Origin of the sequence: Clostridium estertheticum subsp. estertheticum (assembly GCF_001877035.1) — a bacterium.
Taxonomy (GTDB): Bacteria; Bacillota; Clostridia; order Clostridiales; family Clostridiaceae; genus Clostridium_AD; species Clostridium_AD estertheticum.
Map to the genome: position 1 here is coordinate 3,859,239 of NZ_CP015756.1, position 26,278 is coordinate 3,885,516.

The 26,278-nt window shown below is 30.2% G+C and carries 25 protein-coding genes and 1 riboswitch; of the genes, 11 read left to right on the forward strand and 14 right to left on the reverse strand.

Features of this window, described 5'->3' with window-relative positions; all coding sequences use genetic code 11:
• Positions 1-605 precede the first annotated feature (605 nt).
• Positions 606-2,249 (reverse strand): hydroxylamine reductase, encoded by a 1,644-nt coding sequence (hcp, locus tag A7L45_RS18080; RefSeq protein WP_071614075.1) that lies wholly within the window; start codon positions 2,247-2,249, stop codon positions 606-608.
• A gap of 312 nt (positions 2,250-2,561) precedes the next feature.
• Here hcp and A7L45_RS18085 point away from each other — a divergent pair, with 312 nt between their 5' ends.
• The 4 genes from A7L45_RS18085 to A7L45_RS18100 all read left to right on the forward strand — a co-directional run bounded on the left by A7L45_RS18085 (position 2,562) and on the right by A7L45_RS18100 (position 5,883).
• Positions 2,562-3,098, forward strand: a complete 537-nt coding sequence (locus A7L45_RS18085; RefSeq protein ID WP_071614076.1) for an ECF transporter S component — start codon at positions 2,562-2,564, stop codon at positions 3,096-3,098.
• 172 nt (positions 3,099-3,270) lie between these two features.
• A complete protein-coding gene (locus A7L45_RS18090) occupies positions 3,271-3,696 on the forward strand; it encodes a YtxH domain-containing protein (protein WP_071614077.1) in 426 nt (141 codons plus the stop codon).
• Positions 3,697-3,726: 30 nt separating this feature from the next.
• A complete protein-coding gene (locus A7L45_RS18095) occupies positions 3,727-4,068 on the forward strand; it encodes a hypothetical protein (protein ID WP_071614078.1) in 342 nt (113 codons plus the stop codon).
• Between the two features lie 51 nt (positions 4,069-4,119).
• Positions 4,120-5,883: a M3 family oligoendopeptidase gene (locus tag A7L45_RS18100; RefSeq protein ID WP_224616872.1), complete on the forward strand. Its 1,764-nt coding sequence runs from the start codon at positions 4,120-4,122 to the stop codon at positions 5,881-5,883.
• A gap of 50 nt (positions 5,884-5,933) precedes the next feature.
• Here A7L45_RS18100 and A7L45_RS18105 read toward each other — a convergent pair whose 3' ends face one another.
• The 3 genes from A7L45_RS18105 to A7L45_RS18115 all read right to left on the reverse strand — a co-directional run bounded on the left by A7L45_RS18105 (position 5,934) and on the right by A7L45_RS18115 (position 10,133).
• On the reverse strand, positions 5,934-7,253 hold the full coding sequence (locus A7L45_RS18105; protein WP_071614080.1) for a replication-associated recombination protein A: 1,320 nt from the start codon (positions 7,251-7,253) through the stop codon (positions 5,934-5,936).
• A 56-nt stretch (positions 7,254-7,309) separates the two neighbouring features.
• Entirely contained in the window at positions 7,310-8,410 is a 1,101-nt protein-coding gene (locus A7L45_RS18110; RefSeq protein ID WP_071614081.1) for a toxic anion resistance protein, read from the reverse strand.
• A gap of 76 nt (positions 8,411-8,486) precedes the next feature.
• Positions 8,487-10,133 (reverse strand): YceG family protein, encoded by a 1,647-nt coding sequence (locus tag A7L45_RS18115; RefSeq protein ID WP_071614082.1) that lies wholly within the window; start codon positions 10,131-10,133, stop codon positions 8,487-8,489.
• Positions 10,134-10,489: 356 nt separating this feature from the next.
• Here A7L45_RS18115 and A7L45_RS18120 point away from each other — a divergent pair, with 356 nt between their 5' ends.
• Entirely contained in the window at positions 10,490-11,944 is a 1,455-nt protein-coding gene (locus A7L45_RS18120) for an oligosaccharide flippase family protein (RefSeq protein WP_071614083.1), read from the forward strand.
• 186 nt (positions 11,945-12,130) lie between these two features.
• On the opposite strand, the gene A7L45_RS18125 is transcribed toward A7L45_RS18120, so the two are convergent.
• From A7L45_RS18125 to A7L45_RS18140, 4 genes are all read right to left on the reverse strand, one after another.
• Positions 12,131-12,634 carry a Gx transporter family protein gene (locus tag A7L45_RS18125; protein ID WP_071614084.1) on the reverse strand — a complete coding sequence of 168 codons (504 nt, stop codon included), beginning with the start codon at positions 12,632-12,634 and terminating at the stop codon, positions 12,131-12,133.
• A gap of 24 nt (positions 12,635-12,658) precedes the next feature.
• The gene (locus A7L45_RS18130) at positions 12,659-13,045 is read right to left on the reverse strand and encodes a NusG domain II-containing protein (protein WP_071614085.1); all 387 of its coding nucleotides are present in this window, start codon (positions 13,043-13,045) and stop codon (positions 12,659-12,661) included.
• Complete coding sequence (locus tag A7L45_RS18135; protein WP_224616870.1) at positions 13,029-13,946, reverse strand: FAD:protein FMN transferase; 918 nt, start codon at positions 13,944-13,946, stop codon at positions 13,029-13,031. Before A7L45_RS18135 ends, A7L45_RS18130 begins: the two co-directional genes overlap by 17 nt.
• Before the next feature lie 306 nt (positions 13,947-14,252).
• The gene (locus A7L45_RS18140) at positions 14,253-14,459 is read right to left on the reverse strand and encodes a hypothetical protein (protein WP_071614087.1); all 207 of its coding nucleotides are present in this window, start codon (positions 14,457-14,459) and stop codon (positions 14,253-14,255) included.
• A 239-nt stretch (positions 14,460-14,698) separates the two neighbouring features.
• On the opposite strand from A7L45_RS18140, the gene A7L45_RS18145 reads away from it, so the two are divergent.
• Complete coding sequence (locus A7L45_RS18145; protein WP_071614088.1) at positions 14,699-15,280, forward strand: 5-formyltetrahydrofolate cyclo-ligase; 582 nt, start codon at positions 14,699-14,701, stop codon at positions 15,278-15,280.
• Between the two features lie 66 nt (positions 15,281-15,346).
• Complete coding sequence (locus A7L45_RS18150) at positions 15,347-16,075, forward strand: HAD-IB family hydrolase (protein ID WP_373687597.1); 729 nt, start codon at positions 15,347-15,349, stop codon at positions 16,073-16,075.
• Between the two features lie 70 nt (positions 16,076-16,145).
• Here A7L45_RS18150 and A7L45_RS18155 read toward each other — a convergent pair whose 3' ends face one another.
• From A7L45_RS18155 to ribD, 6 genes are all read right to left on the reverse strand, one after another.
• Entirely contained in the window at positions 16,146-16,622 is a 477-nt protein-coding gene (locus A7L45_RS18155; RefSeq protein ID WP_071614090.1) for a hypothetical protein, read from the reverse strand.
• Between the two features lie 41 nt (positions 16,623-16,663).
• Complete coding sequence (locus A7L45_RS18160) at positions 16,664-16,864, reverse strand: hypothetical protein (protein ID WP_071614091.1); 201 nt, start codon at positions 16,862-16,864, stop codon at positions 16,664-16,666.
• Positions 16,865-17,419: 555 nt separating this feature from the next.
• Positions 17,420-17,881, reverse strand: coding sequence for a 6,7-dimethyl-8-ribityllumazine synthase (gene ribH, locus A7L45_RS18165; RefSeq protein WP_071614092.1), 462 nt, complete (start codon positions 17,879-17,881; stop codon positions 17,420-17,422).
• Between the two features lie 80 nt (positions 17,882-17,961).
• Positions 17,962-19,155, reverse strand: coding sequence for a bifunctional 3,4-dihydroxy-2-butanone-4-phosphate synthase/GTP cyclohydrolase II (locus tag A7L45_RS18170; RefSeq protein ID WP_071614093.1), 1,194 nt, complete (start codon positions 19,153-19,155; stop codon positions 17,962-17,964).
• 102 nt (positions 19,156-19,257) lie between these two features.
• Complete coding sequence (locus tag A7L45_RS18175) at positions 19,258-19,908, reverse strand: riboflavin synthase (RefSeq protein WP_071614094.1); 651 nt, start codon at positions 19,906-19,908, stop codon at positions 19,258-19,260.
• Between the two features lie 34 nt (positions 19,909-19,942).
• A complete protein-coding gene (gene ribD, locus A7L45_RS18180; protein WP_071614095.1) occupies positions 19,943-21,037 on the reverse strand; it encodes a bifunctional diaminohydroxyphosphoribosylaminopyrimidine deaminase/5-amino-6-(5-phosphoribosylamino)uracil reductase RibD in 1,095 nt (364 codons plus the stop codon).
• Between the two features lie 393 nt (positions 21,038-21,430).
• Positions 21,431-21,544, reverse strand: a riboswitch (FMN riboswitch).
• Positions 21,545-21,675: 131 nt separating this feature from the next.
• On the opposite strand from ribD, the gene A7L45_RS18185 reads away from it, so the two are divergent.
• The 4 genes from A7L45_RS18185 to A7L45_RS18200 all read left to right on the forward strand — a co-directional run bounded on the left by A7L45_RS18185 (position 21,676) and on the right by A7L45_RS18200 (position 26,206).
• Complete coding sequence (locus A7L45_RS18185; RefSeq protein WP_187350222.1) at positions 21,676-22,485, forward strand: amino acid ABC transporter substrate-binding protein; 810 nt, start codon at positions 21,676-21,678, stop codon at positions 22,483-22,485.
• A gap of 81 nt (positions 22,486-22,566) precedes the next feature.
• Entirely contained in the window at positions 22,567-23,208 is a 642-nt protein-coding gene (locus A7L45_RS18190; RefSeq protein WP_071614097.1) for an amino acid ABC transporter permease, read from the forward strand.
• A 33-nt stretch (positions 23,209-23,241) separates the two neighbouring features.
• Complete coding sequence (locus A7L45_RS18195; RefSeq protein WP_071614098.1) at positions 23,242-23,982, forward strand: amino acid ABC transporter ATP-binding protein; 741 nt, start codon at positions 23,242-23,244, stop codon at positions 23,980-23,982.
• Positions 23,983-24,310: 328 nt separating this feature from the next.
• Positions 24,311-26,206: a glycoside hydrolase family 43 protein gene (locus A7L45_RS18200; RefSeq protein ID WP_071614099.1), complete on the forward strand. Its 1,896-nt coding sequence runs from the start codon at positions 24,311-24,313 to the stop codon at positions 26,204-26,206.
• Positions 26,207-26,278 lie beyond the last annotated feature (72 nt).

Sequence of the window (26,278 nt, forward strand, 5' to 3'; positions counted from 1 at the left end):
CAGATTCCACTTCTGCATTTTCAGTAATGATTAAAACACATAAATTACTCTTATCTTTTGCTTTAATTAATTTCTAGAATTTTAGAATCGCCTTTCTATAAGATAACTAACAATTATTAATTAATCATTTAAATATTAGTTTGCTCATTGTTACATATTTTAAATACATTTATTATAATCTATTAAAGTAGCCAAATCTACAAAAACAGCTTAATAACTCTTTTTTCATTTTTAAAATAAAAGACATAAACTAATAAGATGCCTTATTAGCATTTTATTTGGTTCATGCCTGATCTAATCAGCAACATACCTAATAATATAAGGATCAAAAGTTTATATGGAGATAATTAAAACCGATTTCAAGTTTTATCTTACCATTTATACATTTTAAAATATATTCTACAATTATTCAATAGTTTTTTTAAAATATTCTAAAGTTCAGAATATTAACACTTAATTTGTAATTTTTTGTTTGATAAAAAATTAACTTTTAAAACTCTTGTATACATTATAACATTACTATATATAATATTGTAAAAATATTAAGAAACTTCTCTAAATAAATACAAACACCCTAAAACACTTTAGGATGTTTGCTTAAATCTTTAAGCCATAAACATTTTTATATCATCTTGTACATTTCCTATTCCAGCTATTCCAAAGTTTTCAACTAATACATTGACAACATTTGGAGATAAGAATGCAGGTAGTGTTGGTCCTAGATGAATATTTTTAACACCTAAGTGAAGTAGTGCTAATAACACTATTACAGCTTTTTGTTCATACCATGCAATATTATATGTTATTGGTAATTCATTAATATCAGATAATCCAAATACTTCTTGCAGTTTCATTGCAATAACTACTAATGAGTATGAATCATTACACTGTCCAGCATCTAAAACTCTAGGAATTCCACCAATATCTCCTAGTTTTAATTTATTATACCTATATTTAGCACAACCTGCAGTTAAAATAACTGTGTCTGTTGGTAACTCTTTTGCAAAGTCAGTATAATATTCGCGGCCTTTCATACGTCCATCACAACCAGCCATTACGAAGAATCTCTTAATTGCTCCTGTTTTTACAGCATCTACGACTTTATCAGCAAGTGCTATTACTTGATTATGAGCAAATCCTCCAACTATTTCTCCTCTTTCAATTTCAGTTGGTGCACTACATTTCTTTGCATGTGCGATTATTGCTGAGAAATCTTTAGCTGCTCCGAAAGTTCCATCAGCTATATGGTTCATTCCGTCAAATCCAGATGCTCCAGTAGTATAAACTCGCTCTTTATAAGAATCTTTTGGAGGGGTAATACAGTTTGTTGTCATAAGTATTGGTCCATTAAAACTTTCAAATTCTGAATTCTGCTTCCACCATGCATTTCCGTAATTACCTACTAGGTGAGTGTATTTTTTGAACGCTGGGTAATAATTTGCTGGCAACATTTCACTATGAGTATATACATCTACTCCAGTACCCTCTGTTTGTTTTAATAATTCTTCCATATCCTTTAAATCATGTCCGCTAATTAATATTCCAGGGTTATTACGAACTCCTATATTTACCTTTGTAATTTCTGGGTTACCATAAGTAGTAGTATTTGCGTTATCAAGTAATGCCATAGCGTCTACTCCATATTTACCACATTCAAGTGTTAACGCTACTAATTCATCAACTGACAAAGTGTCATCAGTAATTTGAGCTAAGCCTTTTTGCATAAATGCATATAAATCACTATTTTCATATCCTAAATTAAATGCGTGGTCAGCATAAGCTGCCATTCCTTTGATACCATAAGTCACTAGTTCTCTTAAAGATCTTATATCCTCATTCTCTGTTTTAAGGACGGAAGCATCTATTGATTTACTCTCATATTCTGCAGGTGTTCCTGTCCATGTTGCACATTCAGGTAAATTAGCATCTATTATTCCACCAGCATTTACAAGTTCTTTTTTAATTACTTCTCGTAATTCTAATGCCTTAGTTATTGCTTCTACAAATCTAGCTTTACTAAAATTAGCATTTGTTATAGTCATAAATAAACCAGTCACTACAAATTTGTTTACTTCTTTATTTTCTACCCCGAGTTCTCTTGCTTTTGTAGCATAAATTGATATTCCTTTTAAAATATATATTAACAAATCTTGCATTTTAGCTACATCATCTGTTTTACCACAAACCCCTTTTATTGTACAGCCTGTACCCTTTGAAGCTTCTTGACATTGATAACAAAACATACCCATTGTAAATTCCTCCTGTTTTTTTGGATAGACAACAATCTTATATAATCATCTTCCATATATTAAAATTTATAATTTGACTATTTAACATCAGCATAAGTAATTTAATCGATCCGCTGAACTACCTTTATTATACTTTGGGATACATTGAAAGTCGGTAACAAATGTTACGATAATAAGACTTTATATATATTATTATTATTCTTCCATCATATTTTTGAGTACCTTCATTAATAGTAGATTATGATTAATTATATTAAAATTTATTGTATATCATGGTATAATTAATTTGTAAAACAATTAGGAGTTGATATTATGAAACATAGAAATGTTAATAATTTAATAAAATCAAGCCTTTTTCTTGCGCTTGCTATAGTATTTCAAGTAGTTGGAAAAAGCTTTCCAGGTATAAGCCAGTTTTTTGTTGGTCCAGCCGTTAATGCTGTCCTTATACTCACAGCTATAATTTGTGGCGGTACTTATGGGGTATTAGTAGGTTCTTTAACCCCTCTACTAGCCTATCTAACCGGCCAACTTGCTAGTGCTTTAGGACCTTTCATACCCTTTATAATTACTTCCAACATATTATTTGTGCTTAGTTTTATAATTTTAAATAAACGAGGTAAATATGGAAAATATTTAGGGATTATAATTGGATCTTTTATAAAATACATATTCCTATCTATTTCAGCATCAAAACTTATTCCGCTATTCGAACTAAATATTCCGACTAAAATAATTAACAAGTTAGTAATTACTATGGGAATACCTCAGCTTATAACTGCACTTATTGGAGGATTTTTTGCCTTAATAATAATTAGTATTTTAAGAAAGAGAAAAGTCTTTATATAAATTCTTTTATTTTTTCTTTAATACTATCTTAATTTATCACTATATTTTTGTAAAAATTTACTCATAAATATGTTTTTTTTACATATTTCTTTACGTATTGACAAAAACTCACATATAGTATATACTGTATACTATGTATATAAGATTTTCAACTTTAAAGGAGGAAAAAATTATGATGTTTACAAACTGGTTTAAAGCCCGCAAAAAAGAAATACAAAGAAAAGAAAAAATAAGAACAGCGAAAAAGGTAATTTTTGGTGCCGCAGCTGGAAGTCTTAGCGGTATAATCGGAGGTTTACTTTTTTCACCTAAATCTGGTAAAGAAACTAGAAAAGATATTGCTAATTCATCAAAAGAACTTAAAAACAATATCAAAGAAAAAAGTATAGTACTTAAAGGAACTATTGACAATAAAGTTAGTGATGCTAAAGACGGTATAGTTGATGCTAAAGCAAAAATCTCAGAATATTTGAATGAAAAAAAAGCAATAAGTCAAGATACAGTTTCAGAAGTAATTGATGAAACAAAAGATACAGTAGAAGATATATCTGCAATTATTGGACAAGCTGACGTATCTGATAAGAAAAATAAGAAATAACCAAATTTAATAAGGAATAGTGGTGCTATTATGTATGTGGATTTTTTTAAATTAGGTGAAGGTTTATTAATTTTTCTTGGTATAATAATTTTAATTATACTTATAGTAGGATTATTAAAGCTTATTAAAACTATAACAAGTGTAAATTCAATTATTAAGAGGAATGAAGATGATATTGAAGAGATAATATCAGTACTTCCAAAAACATTTAAAAATTGGTTTGAGATAACTGACAATGTAAAAGATGTTACTGAAGTAGTCGTTGAGAAAACCGCCAGTGCACTTAAGTCAACAGAATCTTTTCAAAAATATTTAGTATACATAGTAGATATTTTAACTATTGCAAAAAATATTTTTTCAACTAAAAAGTAGGAGAACTCCTGCTTTTTTTTTATACAAAATTATGTAAACGGAGGAATTGATATGATATGGAGTTTAAACGAGCTTTACACGTCCTTTGAGAGCAAAGAATTTAAAGATGATATGATTTCTTTTGAAAATTCCATAGAATATATAAAAGAATGGACACTAGAGAATTGTAAAACTTCAAATAATCCTAAAGAAAAAATAGAATCTTATATTGATTTCGAAAATAAATTTAATGATCTTGTTAATAAACTATATAATTATGCAGAGTTATCCACAAGTGTAGATACAAAAAATGAGGTTGCAAGCAAGATATCAGAAAAAATAGCTTTTAAACTGTCGGAGCTAGCTAGACCTTCTACTATATTTTCAAAATGGTTAAATTCAATAGAAGATTTAAATTCTATAATTGAAGATTCCCCTCTTTTAAAATCACATAGTTATTATTTAAAAGAATTAGCTAAAAACGCAAAGTTTTTGCTTAGTGATACCGAGGAAGAACTCATAGCTAAAATGAAAAATAGTGGATCAGATGCCTGTTCTAAACTTCAAAACGTGTTATCCTCAAATCTGCTAGTTGATATTACTATAAATGGTGAAGATAAAAAACTTCCGCTATCTATAGTTAGAAATATGGCCTATGACAAAGATAAGAATATACGCAAAAATGCCTATGAATCAGAACTTAAGTCTTATGATAAAATAGCAGAATCCTCTGCTTCCGCCTTAAATTCCATCAAAGGTGAAGTTATTACATTAAGTTATGCTCGTGGATATGAATCAGTTCTGCAAAATACACTTGAAGATTCTAGAATGGATAAGGAAACCTTAGACGTTATGCTAAGCGTTATGATGGAAAGCCTTCCTTCTTTTCAAAAGTATTTTAAAAAGAAAGCGGAACTATTAGGACATTCGAGTGGTCTTCCTTTTTATGAATTATTTGCACCGTTAGGAAACGTCAATATGCACTTTACCTTAGACGAGGCAAGAGTGTTCATAGTTAAAAACTTTAGAGCCTTTAGCGATAAGCTGGCGAATTATGCTGATAATGCCTTTGAGCATAACTGGATTGACTCTGCTCCAAAGGAAGGTAAAGTAGGTGGTGCATTTTGTGAAAACTTGCATAGCATTAAAGAGAGCAGAATTTTGTCTAACTTCACTGGAAGTTTTAATGACGTATCAACTCTTGCACATGAACTAGGTCACGGGTATCATGGTTTATGTTTATCTAAAGAATCTGCATTAAACAGTGATTATCCTATGCCTATTGCAGAAACTGCCTCAATTTTTTGTGAAACACTTATAAGTAATGCAGCAATAGCTACTGCCACGAGTGAAGAATCCTTTGTAATACTTGAAAATGATATATCTAGTAGTGCTCAAGTTATTGTAGATATTTTAAGTCGTTACCTATTTGAAACCGAACTTTTTAAACGCCGCGCGAATGGTTCACTCTCTGTAAATGAATTAAAAGAAATTATGTTAAAAGCTCAAAAGGATGCTTATGGCTCGAGTCTTGATGAAAACTTTTTACATCCATATATGTGGGTATGTAAACCTCACTATTACGATGCTTCCAGTAATTTCTACAACTTTCCTTATGCCTTTGGCTTATTGTTCTCAAAAGGTTTATATGCAAAATATCTAAAAACAGGAGACTCATTTATTCGTGATTACAATGCTTTACTTTCAGCTACTGGGAAAAACAATTTAGTAGATGTGGCAAAAATAATGAATATAGATCTTCATTCCATTGAATTTTGGAGAAGTTCTCTAAAACTTATTGAGTTAGATATAGAAAAATTTATTAATATGAAGTAACAAAAATAAAGTAGGTAATATAAATATCGTTTATATTACCTACTTTATTTTTATTTATCTTTCAACATAATAAGCCGATCTTTAATTTTTTTCTCATATCCATTTTCAGAAGGCTTATAATAGCAGGCCTCAAGTAGATCATCAGGCAAATATTGCTGCTTCACATAATTTCCTTCATAGGAATGTGGATACAAATATCCTACTCCAGCCCCCAGCTTCTTTGCACCTTTATAGTTTTGGTCCCTTAAATAAGAAGGAATACTTCCTATATTTTTTTCTCCTATATCTTTAAGCGCATTGTTAATAGCCATGTAAGAAGCATTACTCTTTGGCGCTGATGCTACATAAATTGCAGCTTGTGCAAGTATTATTCTTGCTTCTGGCATTCCAACAAACTGAACTGCCTGCGCTGCGTTATTTGCAACAACCATAGCAATAGGATCTGCATTCCCCACATCCTCAGATGCAGCTATTACGATTCTCCTTGCAATAAATTTAGGATCTTCACCTGCATATATCATTCTAGCAAGATAATGCACGGCAGCATCAGGATCAGAACCTCTCATACTTTTAATGAAAGCAGATATTACATCGTAATGTTCATCTCTATTCTTATCATACTGTATATGCTTCTTTTGTAAACATTCCTCTGCAACATCAAGGGTTATGTTTATTATCCCATCAATATCTCTATCTGTTGTTAGTACCGATAATTCCAGGGCATTAAGCGCACGTCTTGCATCCCCATTTGCCATGCTAGCAATATAATTTTTTGCATCTTCTTTCAAACAAATATTAGTATTCCCGAAGCCAGCTACTTTATCAACAAGCGCCCTTGAAATAATACATTTAACATTATCTTCATTTAATGGTTCTAATTTAAACAACATAGACCTAGATATTAATGCATTATTAACTTCATAGTATGGATTCTCTGTGGTCGCTCCAATTAAAATTAATGTACCCTTCTCAACGAAGGGCAATAACGCATCCTGTTGGGCTTTATTAAATCTATGAATCTCATCTATAAATAATATTGTCTTAACGTTGTACATTCCTAAATTATTCTTAGCCTGAGTTACCACTTCTCTTAATTCCTTTAATCCGTCTGTTACTGCATTAAGTCTAACAAAATTAGATTTTGTAGAATTCGCAATAACCTTAGCTAAACTAGTTTTGCCAGTACCTGGTGGTCCATAAAGTAGTAAAGAGGTTACTTTATCAGCTTTTATAGCTCTCCATAAAAGTTTTCCCTTTCCTAAAATATGCTCTTGACCAACATAATCTTCTAATTTACCTGGTTTTAATCTTTCTGCAAGTGGTGCTTCTTTTAATAAGTTCTTTTCCGCTTGTAATTCAAATAAATCCACATAATCACCTTCAATTTTTTCGTTTTGTTTATTCTACTTTCTTATATCCTTCATCATTAACTTAAGGATTTCTGTTTTATTTTTTCTGTCATCTCATGTATTTTTACTATTCCAACTTCTCTTAATTTTTTATTTTCATCTTCAATGCTCTTTGTTTCCTCAATACCCTGCATAATAGTATTCCAAGTTTTCTCGAGTGTTTCAATTTTTACGCTTGTTCCTCCTGCAAGTTTTGCTATATCAACACTTTGCATTCTTATATTTTCAGCATTTTTCATTAATAATTCATTGGTAGTTCTATCAAGCTCTGCTAATGAATCTGATACTAACCTTTGCTTTTTTAGAGCAATAGCTTGAATTATTCCATTTTTAAATACAGGGATAGTTATTATAAAAGCAGAATGTACTTTAGATATCAATTTATAATTTCCCCTTTGAATCATTTTAATTTGAGGCGCCGTCTGTAGTGATACCATCTTAGCCATTTCCAAATCATATATCCTCTGTTTTAACATTTCAACAGTTTCTTTAGCATTTTGATAATTTATCACATTTATTTGTTCCCCACCCGCAGCTAGTGATTCAAGCTTTGGAATATCCTCGCTCTCATATTTCTCAGCGACCATATTACCTGCAGTGATGTATTTTTCTAATTCTCCATAATAGTCAAAGTTTTGATTATACAAGTTTTCAAGTAATAAGTTAGAGCTATTTATTTCCCTCTTATATACACTAAGCTGCGTATAAATCTTGTCTATCTCTCCACCAATGGTTTTATATTTTCCCATCATTTTGTCAATTGCCTGACTTGGTTTACTAAATATCTTAGCAAAAAATCCAGTTTTTTCTTCCTCAAAATCTTGCTTATCAAACTTTTTCATTATACTTGTAAGTTCTTTTATCATAACACCCGAGTTTTCAATGCTATTGGTTTTGATAGAATTTAATATTTGATCTGCAAATTTTGATATTTGTAGTGCTGGTTCATTACCAAATTCTAATACAGCATTTGCATCTTTAATATTTATTTTAGATGCAATTTGAATAACTTCTGGTGATGTTTTAAGCTGCTGCATTATGCTTGTGGCCCTTTTCTCTATTAAATCATTTTCAATGCTCTCATCTTCTATTGTAAGTACTTGATCGACTTTTTCCATAATTTCACTCCTCTTATATATTGGGACTTATTTTACACCTTATATATTTTTAAAATTAACTGATTATATATATTCACTAAGAATTAAATAAATTTTTAAAAAATCCTTTTTTCTTATCACTATTTTTTTTAAAATGTAACTTAAAACTAATATTCTCAAGTCTATGAATGTCATACTGCTCAGGATCAATAAAATTTTCTATGTCATTATATCCTGAAGGGTTATAAATAATAATATCTACCCCCATGGAATCCATAAAAGAAAGCATAATACAATCTTCAAAAGATAATTTTCCATTTTCTTCATTATTATAAATCACAATCTTTGGAACCTCTTCTGGGTAATCGAATGATTGCAAGAGTTCTAAAATTTTCTTATCTAAATTTATTAATACTGAAAAAATATCCACTTGTAAATCCCTTAAGTCTTCATGTTCAACATTTTTTATTATAGGATTAAGGCACAAATCTTTAATTTTTTCTGCCATATTCCTCTGAAGTCCAGACCTAAGATCTTTATATTTCCACCAAGATGAATTAATCATTTCCGTAGTATTAAACTTTGAAAAAACATTATCGGGATATACTTGATCAAACTTTCCATATTCTAAATGTACAACATCCATTATAGGTAATTCATTATAGAATTTAGTAAACTTCTGGGTTATTACCCCGTTAATCTCTTTCCAATAGATATCAATGTTTTCATGTATACCACAAATTTTAGAGAAAATATTTGGTATAACCACAGTTGATCCTTTAACATTAAATCCTTCCCTTAAGTTTGCTTTTTCCTTAATCCATATATATATTTCCTCATAGGTAGTATTAAGGGTAACTGCCTCAACATTATAATCTGCAAACTGCCAAGGTCTGTAAAACCCACAATCATCTGTATATAAAGTCTTATCAAGCTCCTCCTTCGCACTAAATGCAGTAGTTTTAATCCTATCATCCATATTACTTGGGAAAGGTTTTATCTCGGCCTTTACATTATAGACAATCTCCCTAGAAAAGGAATTGAATTTATCGATTTCTTTAAATGTCCCAGAATTTTCAGGATTAAAATATAAAATATCACAACCGAGTGTTGATAATAATATCAAATAAAATACCTCTGCTTTTGAAATATCACCATAAAAAATTATCTTAGGATTAATCCTAGTATAATCAAATTTTTCGAATAATTCTTTAGAATAAGTATACAACCAATGCATATTATAATTTACAATTAATTTAATATCATCATTATTAATTAACTCATTACTCTTAATATAATATTCTATAAGACCCTTCAAATTATTCTCAATTTGCCTGAGCAAAACTTTGCTCTCAATCTGAGGGAAAAATCCATTATCACTTATTAAATTTATAATTAAAGAAACATCTATAACTTCCGCCGAAAATACCTTTATCCAGATATCATTTAATACATTTTGTAATCTTATACTAATGTCCTTATTAAGCCCTTCACTAAATCTAATGTAAGATGGACCAACCTTCCTTAATTCTTTATCTAACCTATATAAATTTTCATAATACTCTTTCTCACTATTTTTTATACCAATAAACCTATAAAAGTAATTAGGCACAGTAACAACATTAGAATTATATTTAAACCCATTCCTTTTATATATTTCTGTTTTTAAACTACTTATTATATCTTCATTAATCTCTAAATTTACGCTATTAATCTCTAAGTTATTCAAACTATTCTTTTCCATATTCACCTAACCTTTTCAATATGCATTTCCTTGCAAATATAGTTTATTCATCAATAATAATTATACCATATTAAGCTCAAGATTTTTCAATCAAATATACTGTATGGGAAATAATATACCTAATGCACTAGTTGACTTGGAAAAAGTTATAAAAATACAATTATGTATTAACCTATTGTAAATAAAGTAATTATTTGTTAAACTGCCTAAGTGAGCTGTTACAACTTAGAACGGCTCATAAATATTATAATTTAATTTTGGGAGGTAACAAGTATATAATAAAGTGTTTCGTAGACTAAGTGATATTATAAATAATTGAATTTAGTTTCTATAAATTATAACAAACAGGAGAAAATATGAATAGTAAAGGTAAATTTATTAAAAATTCTGCAATATATACTATCGGAGATTTATTACCAAGATTAATCTCAGTGTTTATGATTTCAATATATACAAATGTGAATTACTTAAGTGCGGACCAAAAGGGAATAGTAGATTCAATAATGCCTATTACATCTATATTTTCCACATTATATTTATTAGGATTAAATGGAGCGCTAAATAGATTTTATTATAGCGATAAAGATGAGGAAAAGAGAAAGGTACTTATTAGTACTTTATGGATATTTTTATTTGCGTATACTTTGATATTAAGTGTTGGTCTAATTCTATTTGGACGAGGACTTAGCAATTTAATATTCAAGGATATACCATATAACCCATTTTTTAAATTAATGATTGTAAATTGTTTTTTTTCTACTTTTACTATAATGCCGTTAACTCTTTTTAGGATGAAAGAACAGGCAATTAGATTTGGTGTTTTTAACATACTAATGACACTTTTAAATGTGGGTTTTTGTATTTATTTTATTGTTTTCTTAAAACAAGGAGCAGCAGGAAATTTAAACGGGTATATATGGTGTAATTTTGTGTTTGCGCTTGTATATTTAGTAGTAACATTTAAAGATCTAAGTTTTAAATTTTCTTTACCTATTTTAAAAGAAAGCTTAAAGTATGGTATTCCTCTCATTCCGCATGCTATTGGTGGATGGATTATTAATGCTTCAGATAGGTGGTTTCTCCAACAATACAAAGGACTTTCAGAGGTGGCTATTTATTCATTAGCATATCAAATAGGCTCAATATTGGATTTCTTAGTTGGAGCAATAAACAAAGCATATGTACCGTTCTTCTTTAAGACTATAGCTGATGATAAAAATAATGCTAGAACAATATTTGAGGATATATTAAAATATTATTCAGTCTTAATACTTTCATTAGGTTTAGGACTAGCTATATTTGCGAAAGAAGCAATTTTAATATTTGCTCACAGTAATATTTATATCGTAGCATATAAAATAGTCCCTCTAATTGCAGTAGTATCAATTGTACATGGATATTACTATATGAGCGTAAACAGTATTTTTTATACAAAGAAGACTAATTTTCTAGCAACGGTAACAGCTATATCAGCAATTATTAACGTAGTACTTAACCTCATATTAGTCCCCAAGTATGGGATGTACGCAGCCGCATTTACAACACTAATAGCTTATTTATTTTCTTCTATAGCCACATATATTGTTGCACAAAAATGTTATTATATAAAATGGCATTGGGAAACTATTATTATGAACATGGCAGTATGTTTGGGTGCGTATGTTATAAGCACAATAGATTTTGGTAATATATTTATAAATATAACTTATAAAATTGTTATATATTTAGTGTATATTTCCATATTGTTTATGTTTAAGATACTTTCTTTTAATAAGTTATTATACTATAAAAATAAGATTTTAAAAAAATAAGCAAGAATTTATGCTTCATGAAAAAGACAACCTTTATTCAAATAAAATACATATTCTATGTGCTCGACACAAAAATACACGCTAAAATATGTTAGAATTAAAAATAATATAGTATTAATATACGATAAAAAAGGTTCTATTTTGAACCTTTTTTATTTTTTATAGTTATATTTACTTTAACAACATTTATAAACGGGGCAATATTTTTTCTAATCTACTTATTAATACACTAGATAAAATCCCAATAAAGTATCCTGTAACAATCGCTGCAATTAATAACACTGGTAAATACACATATATTCTTAAGTCATTAATTATAAATCCCGCTACTAATAACTGGCCTATATTATGAAATACAGCCCCACAAACACTAATTGTAGGTATACTTATGTATTTTTTTAGATACTTATAAAGTAGTATCATTATTATATTACTAAGTATTCCTCCAGCAAGACTAAACATAAATGCTGGCATACCTCCTCCAAATATAGAACCTAATAAGGTTCTTAAAAACATTATTAGAAATGCCTCTCTCCATCCAAGTAAAATCAATGCAACTAAGGATATTGAATTAGCAAGACCTAATTTTATACCTGGGAATAGAACCGGTATCTGGGCTTCTATTAAATAAATAACTAAAGCTATTGCAACTAATGTACTAAGCAAAACCATTCTTTTAGTTTTTGTCATATTTACACCTACATCTTTTTAATTTTAAAATGTCCCACCATCTATGCCATCATTTTTTTCTGCCTGAATATTAATTATAAGTTTATAAGGCAAGCATACAATTATCTCACCTGGCTTTGAAATCCATCCACTTTTAACACATTCCTTATGAGGACAATCAGCATCTTTTACACTAATACTATTATGTTTAACCGCTATAACATTATAATGACCATTATCCGTTTTTAAAGTAAATTCTTGTGGCTCTACTACCTTACTTAAATCAATAGTTTTAATTACCGAGCCTGCACGCTTAATAACTGCAATATTTTCCGAACCTTTAATTGAGTTTTTGTATATTAAAGTAGCACCTGTTGTTATTAACACAATAATTAAAAGTACTATTCCAACTATCTTATCGCCCTTTTTCATAAGTAAACCCCTTGCTTGTTAATTTAAAATTGTCTTTAAGTCCTGGAGTAACGTATACTTTTTTATCCTTTGTTACAAAAATAGCCTCTACACCTTTAATAGACTCTACCAATTTAAGACCTTTATCGAGCCCCATGATATAAGTACTTGTAGACAGCGCATCTCCATCTACTGACTTATCTGATACTATAGTTGTACTTATAAGACTTTGCTGAGCTGGATATCCAGTCTTTGGATCAAATATGTGATGATACCTTATGCCATCCTTTATAAAAAATCTTTCATAGTTGCCTGATGTAACTATTGATTTATCAGTAACACTAATCGTTCCCAAGTATTCACCACGTGTACTTAATGGATTTTGTATTCCCACATTCCAATCTTTCCCTTTGGCGTTTTTTCCTATAGCATAAACATTACCACCTAAATTTATGATAGCACTACTAATTTTATTATTTAATAAAACCTTTTTAACCTCATCAGCAGTATATCCCTTTGCTATAGCACCGAGGTCTATCGCTTGATTTGTTCGTTTTAACTTAACTGTTGAATTTTTCTTATCTAAAACAATATCTTTATAATTAACTAACTTTAATTTATCATCAATTTCAGTTTTTGAAGGTAGTCTCTCCTTATCTGTTCCTATACCCCAAAGCCCTACAATTGGCTCTATTGTTGCATCAAGAGCACCACCAGTTAATTTACTATATTGAACTGATTTTTCTATTACCGAATATGTGTCTTCACTAAGTTTTTGTCCTGAAATTCCAGCTTTCGCATTTAATTTAGAAATTTCAGAAGTTTTAATGTTAACAGACATTTTACTTTCTATATTACTTATTCTTTTTAAAACCAACGCTGTTGCTGTTCCCGCATTTTTACCATATATCTTAAAGTTCATAATTGTCCCCATCATATATGTTTCTTTTTCAACTGGTTCATCATTTGTTTCACAAGATATTAAGAATGTTGGAATAATTAATAGTAGAAGTAAACAACTAATTTTATGTAATTTTTTTATGTTAACTCACCGCCTCAAACTTGTCTTTAAATATATTATACCATATATATAATTCAAATAATCTCTCTCTATTTTTTGAATTATATATGATATAAACTAAACTTAAAAACGCTGAAACAAAGTTCCAACGTTTTTTTTTGATAATTATAAAGACATAATAATTCGTACTATTTTTTTCATTTAGACCTAATTATCCCTTTGATTTTCATTTAAAATATTTTCAATTTCTACTGCTATTTCACGCCCCTTTTTATAAGAATTAAATCTATCTTTTGATATAGAGTCTCTATATGTGTCCTCACCAGAAAGAAAATCAATAATTCCTTTTTTTGCACTAGACACATCGCAAACATAACCTATTCCAATAACCTCTTCTAGCTTTGAATAATCCATTAATATTCCTCCTTATATATCTTTATACACTAAGTATTATAGTTATAAACTTCCCAATTTATAACTTTTAATGTATTAATATTGAGACCTTTATAAAATATACTCCTTTTAACGCCTTAATATGTTATAAATTGCATATATAAAAAACATGTGTTATACTAATTTAAAATTTACAGTATTTAAGTACTTTTGAAGTACAAGTTTTCTATATATAATGTACTAATTTATGGGAGGTACTTATGGAAAATAACCTTAAGAATAATTTAAGAATAAACATGCTTAATATAAGAAAGAATATGCCTGATCATAATGTATCCGCTTTTAGTCTAAAAATTATGAACAAAATTATGGAACTACCTCAATTTATAAATTGTAAAAACATAATGTTGTACATAAGTTTTAATAATGAGGTGGATACATACAAACTGGCTACCTGGTGCCTTAACAATAATAAAACGGTGATTGCACCATATTGCATAAAATCCAGTCATAAAATAGTACCTTTTATAATAAATAACCTTACAACTGATCTTACTAAATCTACCTTTGGTGTTATGGAGCCAAAATGTGATATATTAATGAAGGCAAATATTGAAAATATAGATTTAATAATAGTTCCTGGTGTAGTATTTGACGAAGATTGCAATAGAATTGGTTTCGGTGCTGGCTATTATGATAGATTTCTATCTATGAAAGCAAAAAACACGATTACTATTGGTATAGCTTATGACTATCAAATAATTGATAAAGTTCCAATTGATGAGTATGATGTGCCACTCAATTTCATAATAACTGAAAAAAGAATAATATCTTTGAAATAGAAAATTATAGACATTCTTGTAACATAATTACTATATTTAATTATACTGATGTTGGAGGTGATCCCTTTGGGAAAAAAAATAGCTGCTTTTTTTGATATTGATGGCACCCTTTATAGGGAAAGTTTAATGACAGAGGTATTCAAAAAATTAATTAAAAGCGAACTAATAGAAAATGATAAATGGTACAAAGAAGTAAAACCCTATTATATTAAATGGGATAAACGAATAGGAAATTATGATAATTACCTACTTAAAATGGCTGATATTTATACAGAAGCTATAATTGGACTTCATAGGTCTCAAATCGAGTTTATCGCTAGTCAAATTATAAAACAAAAAGGAGACAGGGTTTATACCTATACCCGTGATAGAATTAAGTGGCATAAGAGTCAAGGCCATATAATTATCACCATATCAGGTAGTCCCATCGAGCTCGTACGTGAAATGTCTATAAAATATGGATTTGATGATTACGTGGGAACAAAATATGAATTAAACGAACATAATATGTATACTGGTGGCATTGTTCCTATGTGGGACAGCGTTAGTAAAAAAGCTTCAATAGAATACTTTGTGGATAAGTATAATATTGATTTGAATAAAAGTTATGCTTATGGAGATACTTCAGGAGATTTCACAATGTTAAACTTAATTCGTCACCCTGTAGCTGTAAACCCTACCAAAGAACTTCTAATAAAAATTCTAGACAATAATGAGTTAAAAGAAAAGATTAATATAATGGTAGAAAGAAAAGATGTGGTTTATAGGCTGCTTCCAGAACATATCCACATATAAATTTTTTTCTTATAATGCCCTAATATTACAATTTTTAAGAGAAGCTAAATGACTTCTCTTAATTCATAAGTTATTTTCTCATAATAAATACTTCCTTATAATTTATATCCTTGTATACTCTTTCCAATTCATTAATAAGCTTTGTGTCTTTATAGTCATAGATTGATATAGTAGTGTCTGTACCCCTTTCATACAAACAAAGCTGATTTTTAGATACTTGAATTGAATATATATATTTACCCTTGTCATCTCTTAACCGAATATCATAATCGCCACCATTTGCTTTTTGAGTACTTTTTGTACAACTTAGAGTTTTAATATACTTCACTATACTTTCCATATCTTGTTTTTTCGTGACTGTTTTTGTCCTACCTAATTCTTTATTTTCACTTCGTATAGTGTAATTGGAAAATTCAATACTTTTAGCTGAGGCCATTGGAATATTCTCAAATGGCGTTACCATTTGTTTACTCTCTTGTTTCGCACATGCAGTAAGTAAAAAAATTAACCAAACACCAATTATAATAAGTGTATACCTCTTTTTCAAAACAGTATCCCCCTCCATTTTATATTTTTCAGTAACCTTACTTAATCCTTTTTTTCCTCTTTAACCTGCACATAAAAAGATAATACTGCCGCTACTAGTATGACGAGGCATACTAAGTCATAAAGAATAGAAAACATTGCAGATTTAGGTCTATTATCAAAAACAAGATTAAACATAAGCATAAAATTAAGGCATAAACTTAGAATCAAAGCTAAGTTTATATTAGATTTCTTTTTAAACATAAGTTGCACCTCCATACCTATTAGTTAAATTATATCATCATATGGAATCTTATGTATATATTTTGAAAAATGGAATAGATAATTTAAGTCTAATTTCAAAATTTAAAGTAGTATATTGTATATACAGATACTTCAAATCAACTTAGGGGCACATAACAATGTTATGTACCCCTAAGTGTCTTTTTGATGCCTATTTAAAATCGTATTTATATCAGTATGTAATTTCTCCGAAGAACTTGCAATACAAGACGCCGAAGCTATTAAAATTTGATTTAGTAATTCTTCATTTGCATATATAAAATTATCGTAAGCTTGCCAGGACAGATAACAATTAATAATTGTTATTTCCCCCAGAGAACTACCCAGAGGTCCAGGCTAGCGAACCTGAGGCAGGACGCCGAATGTGAGCACGTAACAATTAATAATTGTTACGCCCCCCAGAGAACTACCCAGAGGTTGATAATATTATATTTGTAAATGATTAGAATTACTTAACCAAATTTCCTAGTTTCAAGTTCGTTTGCAAGGTCATAGGAGAAATTTAATACTTTTACCTTATATCTCTTTTAATAAATTCGCCATTTCTATTGCAGTCACTGCAGCATCATAACCTTTGTTTCCTGCCTTAGTACCAGCTCTTTCAATAGCCTGCTCAATATTTTCAGTAGTAAGCACACCAAAAATAACTGGAACTCCTGTCTCAAGTGTTACACTTGCAATTCCCTTAGTAACCTCACCAGATACATATTCATAATGAGATGTTGCTCCCCTTATTACTGCTCCTAAACATATTACAGCATCATACTTACCAGACTTCGCCATTCTTTTTGCAACTAGAGGAATTTCAAAAGCTCCAGGTACCCATGCAATTTCAATTTCTTCCTCTAAAGCGCCATGTCTCTTTAAACCGTCTAGTGCTCCTGATAATAATTTTCCACCTATAAATTCATTAAATCTTGCTACGATAACTCCAAATTTTAAACCTTGTGCTACTAATTGACCTTCATAAACTTTCATTTGTATTCCTCCGATTAATTTATTATTTTATATATTATGTTTTAATTTATTGATTATTACTTCATTATGTTTTTTAGCTACTAATATAAATGTCCCATTTTTTCTTTTTTAGTTCGTAAATAAAATTCATCTTTTTCATTATGATTCATAACGATAGGTACTCTTTCAACTATATTAATACCGTAACCTGAAATGCCTGTTATTTTATCAGGATTATTAGTCATAAGTCTTATCTTTGTAGCACCTAATAGTTCTAATATTTGAGAACCTATACCATAATCTCTCATGTCAACAGGGAACCCTAAAGCCAAATTTGCCTCTGCTGTATCCATTCCTTTGTCTTGAAGATTATATGCCTTAAGCTTATTAATTAATCCTATTCCACGACCCTCTTGTCTCATGTAAAGCATAATTCCACAATCCTCTTTTGAGATAGCTTTCATTGCTGCATCATATTGTTCTCCACAATCACATCTCATAGATCCAAGCGCATCGCCAGTAAGACATTCAGAATGTACCCTAACAAGTACTGAATCACTCTTTTTCACATCACCTTTAACTAATGCTACATGATGTTCTCCATTTATCTTATTTACAAATCCGTATATAGTAAATTGTCCATATCTAGTTGGCATATCTGCCTGTGTAACCATTTCCACAAGGCATTCAGTTTTTCTTCTATAAGCAATTAAATCTACTATTGTAATTATCTTTAAATCATGTATTTTTACATAATCCATAAGCTGTGGAACCCTAGCCATTGATCCATCTTCATTCATTATTTCACAAATTACACCTGCAGGATATAACCCAGCAAGCCTTGCTAAGTCCACTGCGGCTTCTGTATGACCACCTCTTTCTAGTACTCCACCATCTTTAGATGCCAAAGGAAATACATGACCAGGACTATTAAAATCTCTCGAAGTTGCATTAGGGTCAATTACCTTTAATATAGTAGATGCTCTTTCTGCGGCAGATATCCCTGTAGTTGCAGTTACTTCATCGATAGACACAGAAAAAGCAGTTCCATGTACATCAGTATTGTTTGCAACCATTGGATTTATATTTAATTTATCTAGCCTTTCTCTAACTATAGGCATACATATAAGTCCACGTGCATAACTTGCCATGAAATTTATATTTGCCTGAGTAGCTTTCTCGGCAGCTATTATTATATCTCCTTCATTTTCTCTGTCCTCATCATCTACAACAACAACCATTTTACCATTTTTAATATCCTCTAATGCTTCTTCAATAGTACTAAATTTATACATTTCTCCACCCCTTATTCATTATCATCTGCGATGCTATTATCATTTTCAATGCTGCTATCATTTTCAATACTGTAATATCAACTATCTCTATACTAATAAAATTTATGAAAATCCATTTTTCTCAAGGAAATCCATACCAATAGAACTCTTCTCTTTTGGTGTTTCTCTATATTGTAATAGTTTCTCAACATATTTTGCCATCATATCGCTTTCTAAGTTAACCACTTCTCCTATCTTCTTAGTTACTAAAGTAGTTTCACCCTTTGTATGAGGTATAATGGATACTTTAAAAATATTTTCATCTACATATGCAACAGTTAAACTAATACCATCAATTGCTATTGACCCTTTATGTACAATATACTTTAATATATCACTAGAAGTTTCCACAGATACCCATGTGGCATTTTCCTCAATTGTTAAATCTACAACGGTTCCAAGTCCATCAATATGACCACTTACTATATGACCACCTAGTCTATCACTAGCCCTAAGTGCCCTTTCTAAATTAACACGTGAACCTTGTTTTAGTCCTCCTAAATTACTACATCTCATAGTCTCCGCCATTACATCTACACTAAAGCTATTTTGGCTAATGTCCGTTACGGTAAGACATACTCCATTAGTGCAAACACTATCACCAATTTTCATGCCACCCATAATTTCCTTAGCATTTACAGTAATTCTTCCAGACTTACTCCCCTTTGCTATAGATTTTATATTACCAATTTCCTCGATTAAACCTGTAAACATCCGTTCACCTCCCTTGTAACCATTAATTAATTATTTACTTTTTGACGTAAGCTTCTATCATAATGTCTTCGTCAAATCTAGATACCTGCGTATCTTGCAACATAATAGAATCTTTTACAAGACTTATTCCTTTTCCACCTACTGTAGTTTTGCCTGAAGTTCCCCCAAATATTTTAGGGGAAATAAAAGTAATAACTTTATCAACAATACCCTCATCTAATGCAGAATAATTTAATGTACTTCCACCCTCAAGTAGAATACTATCTATTCCCATCTCACCAAGTACTTTCATCAAATAGTTTAAATTTACCCATTTATTTTCACTAGGAGTTACAATAACTTCGGCGCCTTTTTGTTTAATAGCACAGATTTTAGTATCACTTGCGGATTTCGTTGTAACAATAATAGTTTTTGTTTTTTCGTCACATTTTAATACCTTGGAATCTAATGGTATTTTTGCAGTGCTATCTATAATTATTCTTACTGGGTTTGTGCTTATTTTACCTTCTCTTCTTGTGGTAAGCTCTGGATTGTCATTTAAAACAGTCCCAATTCCCACCATAATTCCATATACCCTATTCCTTAATTCATGCACATATGCTCTAGATTTTTCATTACTTATCCACTTTGAATCCCCAGTTGTTGTTGCTATCTTACCATCTAATGTCATTGCAGTTTTCATAATGCAAAATGGTTTTTTCGTTGTTATATATTTTATAAATATTTCATTTGTTTTTCTTATTTCATTCTCAATTATTCCTGTAGTAACCTCTATACCCGCTTTTCTAAGGATTTCTACTCCTTTACCTGCAACTAGTGGATTAGGATCTATCATCCCAACTATAACTTTAACTATTTTATTTTTAACAATAGCCTCTGCGCAAGGTGGTGTTTTACCATAGTGTGCACAAGGTTCTAGTGTTACATACATTGTTGCACCTTCTACATCCTCCGTGGCATTTTTAAAAGCGTTGACTTCCGCATGTGGTCCGCCAAAATGTTCATGGTATCCTTCGCCAATTATTTTGTTGTCCTTTACAATAACAGCACCAACCAGTGGATTAGGATTCACAAACCCAACTGCTTTTTTAGATAATTCAAGTGCTTTTTTCATATAATAATTATCCAAATTATCACCTTCCTATCTATATATGTAAATCTTAAAACAAAATATGTACAATCGCAAGAAAATGATTATCACTATCAACTACACGAAGTATATTAGAGTTTATACTTAATGTCAAGGACACTCCAGGTAATATATTCCAAGTCATATACATTATATTGTCAATTTCCTTCTAAATATTAGTACATTTTTTTATAGTTTTTTGTTTTTAATCTATATACTCAAATAAAATAATAAAAGCCCTGAAAACAATGTTTTCAGGGCCTAATAAGCTAATTATATATCTAGTCAAACATCATAAAATGCTGCTTACTAAATATATTAGAATTAAAATACAAAAGTGTTTTATAACTACATTATATAGTTTATAAATAAAAATCTTTTATATCTATCATCGTTCTCCTTCTCTCATCCAGACTTTACTGTCGGCTCTGGAATTTTACCAGATCTACCTTTCGGCTCGCGGGCTATACCGCCGGTGGGGAAATTAACCCTACCCTGAAGGATCTATTCAATTTTCAATTTCAGAATAACACTTTGTTATTTCAGTGTCAAGTAAATATTTACACAACTATTTTCAATTTTCGCTTTACAATGTTAACGTGATAAAGTAAAATGATATTAATAGGAATCATAAAGGAGTGTTCAAAATGAAAATTAAATTTAAATTATTAACGATGGCAATACTTTCAACTGTTATTTTAACTGCTTGTGGAAACACCCCTACGACTGATAATTCACTTACAGATATAAAAGCTAAAAAAGAACTAGTAGTTGGTCTTGATGATAATTTCCCACCAATGGGGTTTAGAGATAAAAGTGGTCAAATAGTAGGTTTTGATATTGACATGGCAAAAGAAGTCGGCAAACGAATGGGTGTTAAAGTTACCTTTAAACCTGTAGAATGGGACGGCATTATATTGAGTTTAAACAATAAAGATATTGATCTTATATGGAATGGATTAACCATAACAGATAAAAGAAAAGAGCAAATTGCTTTTTCTAAAGTATATGTTCAAAACAAACAAATAATTATTGTAAATAACAAATCAACGATATCCAAAAAAAATGCTTTGACTGATAAAACTGTAGGATTACAACTTGGAAGTAGCAGTGAAACCGCTCTTGCTAAGGATGTTGCACTTTCTAAATCAGTAAAAGAAATTAAAAAATATTCAAACAATACAGAGGCACTACTCGATTTAAACGCTGGGCGTATCGATGCTGTTGTAGTAGATGAGGTAGTTGGAAGATACTATGTTAGCAAAAAAACTGGCATGTATAAAGTGCTTAATGAAAATCTAGGCGTGGAAGATTATGGAGTAGGTATCAGGAAAAATGATACAGCCCTTACTACAGAAATAAATAAACAACTAGAGGCAATAAAGAAAGATGGAACTTCCAATACTATTTCAAAAAAATGGTTTGGTAAAGACATTATTTATAAATAGTAAATTACTACTCAAGCATTCTTTCTTTAGGATGCTTGAGTTACTAACAATAATATTGATTATTTTAAAGGAGTGTTATATTTGGCTAATTATATAGACATTACATCTTATATTCTAAAAGGGGGTCTCCTTACAATTGAGGTATATGTTGCAACAATAATATTTTCTATACCTCTTGGAATACTAGGTGCATTAATTAAAGTTTCAAGTTTAAAAGTACTTAACAAAGCCGTGGACATCTACACTTGGTTATTTAGGGGAACCCCATTACTTCTTCAACTTTTTTTCACATATTTTGGACTACCCATTATCGGAATAAAACTTTCTCCTTTTGTTGCAGCCGCTCTTACTTTTTCTTTGAATTACGGAGCTTATTTTACTGAAATATTTAGATCCGGCATTCAATCTATAGATAAAGGACAATATGAGGCTGCAAAAGTATTAGGCATGAGTTATAGACAAACTATGACAAAAATAATACTGCCTCAAGCTTTTAAACGAATAATTCCACCTATGTGTAACGAGGGAATTACTCTAATAAAAGATACAGCTTTACTCGCTGCAATCGGACTTCAAGATATACTAAGAGCTGCTAGAGAAATTGTAACTCGCGATTTTACAATTACCCCTTTTATTATTGCCGCAATAATATATTTAATATTTACTTCTGTAGTTGTAATGGCTTTTAAAAAGCTTGAAAAAAAATATTCAGTTTACGAATAAAAAAGCCCGCTACATATAAAGGATGGTGCTAATATGGATTTTCTTAAGATATCTAATATAAATAAAAGTTACGGTGAAAACCAGGTTTTAAAGAATGTATCCCTAACTCTAAAAAAAGGCGAGGTAATATCAATTATCGGCCCCTCTGGTTCTGGAAAAAGTACACTACTTAGATGCATAAGCTCCCTTGAACATATGGATAGTGGACTTATAGAATTCAATGGTGTTACTATTGCCAATGCTCAAGAGAAAATTAATAATGTCGAAGTTATGAATGCTTATAAAAAAATAGGTATGGTATTTCAAAACTTTAATTTATTCCCTCACAAAACTGTGCTTGATAATATAATTGAGGCTCCTATTATAGTAAATCACATAGACAAAAAAGCTGCTATAGAAATCGCAAAAAAGCTACTTGTAAAAGTTGATTTATTGGATAAAATTGATGCTTATCCTTGCACCCTCTCTGGTGGTCAAAAACAGAGAATTGCTATCGCTAGGTGCCTTGCTATGAATCCTGATTTAATTCTATTTGATGAGCCAACCTCAGCATTAGATCCTAAACTTGTAAGCGAAGTATTAAAGGTAATACGGTCTCTTGCAATTGATAAAATCTCTCTAATAGTAGTTACTCATGAAATGCAGTTTGCTCGAGAAATATCAGATAAAATTATATTTATGGAAAATGGAGAGATATTAGAAAACTCCACTCCGGAAGTTTTATTTACTAATCCTAACAATGAGAGAATAAAACATTTTTTGAGTTTGTCATAAAAAACCATATAAAGAAAACAGTAAGTAAGTTTAATTAATAATGCTTACTGTTTTTTTTCGCTAAAAATATATGGTTATAACTTTAAATTCCCGGGAAATATCCTTTTTTCATTATTATTTTACAAATTCAAAATAAAATGTCACACCTATTTTTTAGTATCAATTAATTATAAAGTAAGATATTTAAAATTGTAAAAATTAACTAAAAATCATATTGATTTTGTGAACAAGTGGTGATATAGTTATTTTATATAAATATAAAACATTTTATATTTATATATACTTATTAATCTTGATACAATTATATAATAAAAGTAGGGGGTTTTAAATGAAATGTAAACGGTTTAAAAAATTGATATCCTGCGTTATGACAATGACCATAATGGCCACCATGCTAACTTCACCAAGCGATGTTTTAGCGGCTGAGACAAATAATATAGGGACATTAAAAGAAGCTAAAACCAGGGTGTCTGTCCATGATCCTTCTATTGTAAAAGATGGCAACAAATATTATGTTTTCGGTTCTCATATCGAGGCAGCAAAATCAACAGATTTAAAAAATTGGACTAAATTCACTAATAGCTACACTACTCCTAGTAATGTATTATTTGGAGATTTATCAAAAAATTTAGCTGGTTCTTTTGCTTGGGCTGGTGAAAACGATGGTGACTGTTTAGGAGGACATTCCGTATGGGCTCCATTTGTTTTCAAAAACGAAAACTATGTAAACAGCAATGGAACAAAAGGCGCGTATATGATGTATTATTGCACATCTTCTACGTATAAGCGTTCAGCTATAGGATATGCTGTATCCCAAAAGATTGAAGGGCCATATACTTATGTTGATACCATTATGTATTCTGGATTTACTAAAAAAACTGCCCATGATACTAATAGTGTAATTGATACAAAATATACTAATACAAATATTAAAAAACTCATAAATAATGGCAAATTAGCAGGTACTAGTCCTAATTGGTTTACAAGTGATGGATCCTACAATACTAGTAATTCTCCAAATGCAATAGATCCTGCTTTGTTTTATGATACTACTGGAAAACTTCATATGGTATACGGCTCTTGGTCTGGTGGAATTTTTGAACTTGATATGGACGACACCACCGGTAAGGCAATTTATCCTGGTAAAGAAGGAACTTCCTTAGTCGGAAACACTATTGACAGATATTTTGGAACAAAAATAGCTGGTGGCTATACAGATTCAGGTGAAGGGCCATTTGTTGTATATGATAATAGTACAGGATATTATTATTTATATGTAACTTATGCAGGTTTAAGTGCAACAGGTGGTTATAATATAAGAATGTTTAGATCAAAAAATCCAGACGGTCCTTTTGTAGATGCCGCAGGAAATAATGCTGCATTAAAGAGTCAAATAGATAATTCCTCAGTTGGAATTAAACTTATGGGCAATTACAAATTTAGTTGTTTAGATGTTGGCTACAGATCTTGTGGTCATAATTCTTCATTCATTGATTCAGATAACCAGATGTACCTTGTTTATCACACAAGGTTCGATAATGGTACAGAAGACCATGAAGTAAGAGTACATCAAATGTTCAAAAATGAAGATGGATGGCCTATAGAAGCACCTTATGAATATAATGGTGATGTTATTTCTAAAAATGGGTATTCAATGAATGAAATGTCTGGTACTTATGAATTTATTAATCATGGTACTTCTAATAGTGGGGCTTCAATGCTCAGTACATTATCAGTAAATTTAAAAAATAATAATACTATAACTGGTGATGTAACAGGAACTTGGAGTAGTAATAATGGCTCATATTACATGAAGTTGATTATTGGTGGAGTAACTTATAAAGGGGTATTCTTTAAACAAAATGATGAATCTAAATCTAACTCAAAGGTAATTACATTCAGCGCTATTGGTAGCAATAACCAATCTATTTGGGGTAGTAAGATGGAAACGGATAATCAAACAGTTAAGTATGAAGCTAGTCGTTTACAAGATAACATTCCAAGTAGCGCGAAAGTAGATATAACATTACCTAAAGCCGGTGTTTATGATACAAAAATCTCATGGACTTCAAGTACCCCTAGTGTTCTTGATAATAAAGGAAAAGTAAATGCGCTTGATAATGATGTAGATGTTACACTAATAGCCAAAATATCTAAAGGTAAATCCGTAATTACTAAAGAATTTAAAGTGAAGGTAAAGGGAGAATTAATGAGCTTAATGTGACACCGATTTATAAATATGACTTTAATATATCAAAGCACTTTACTCTATGGAATCTGAAACAGCAACATCAGG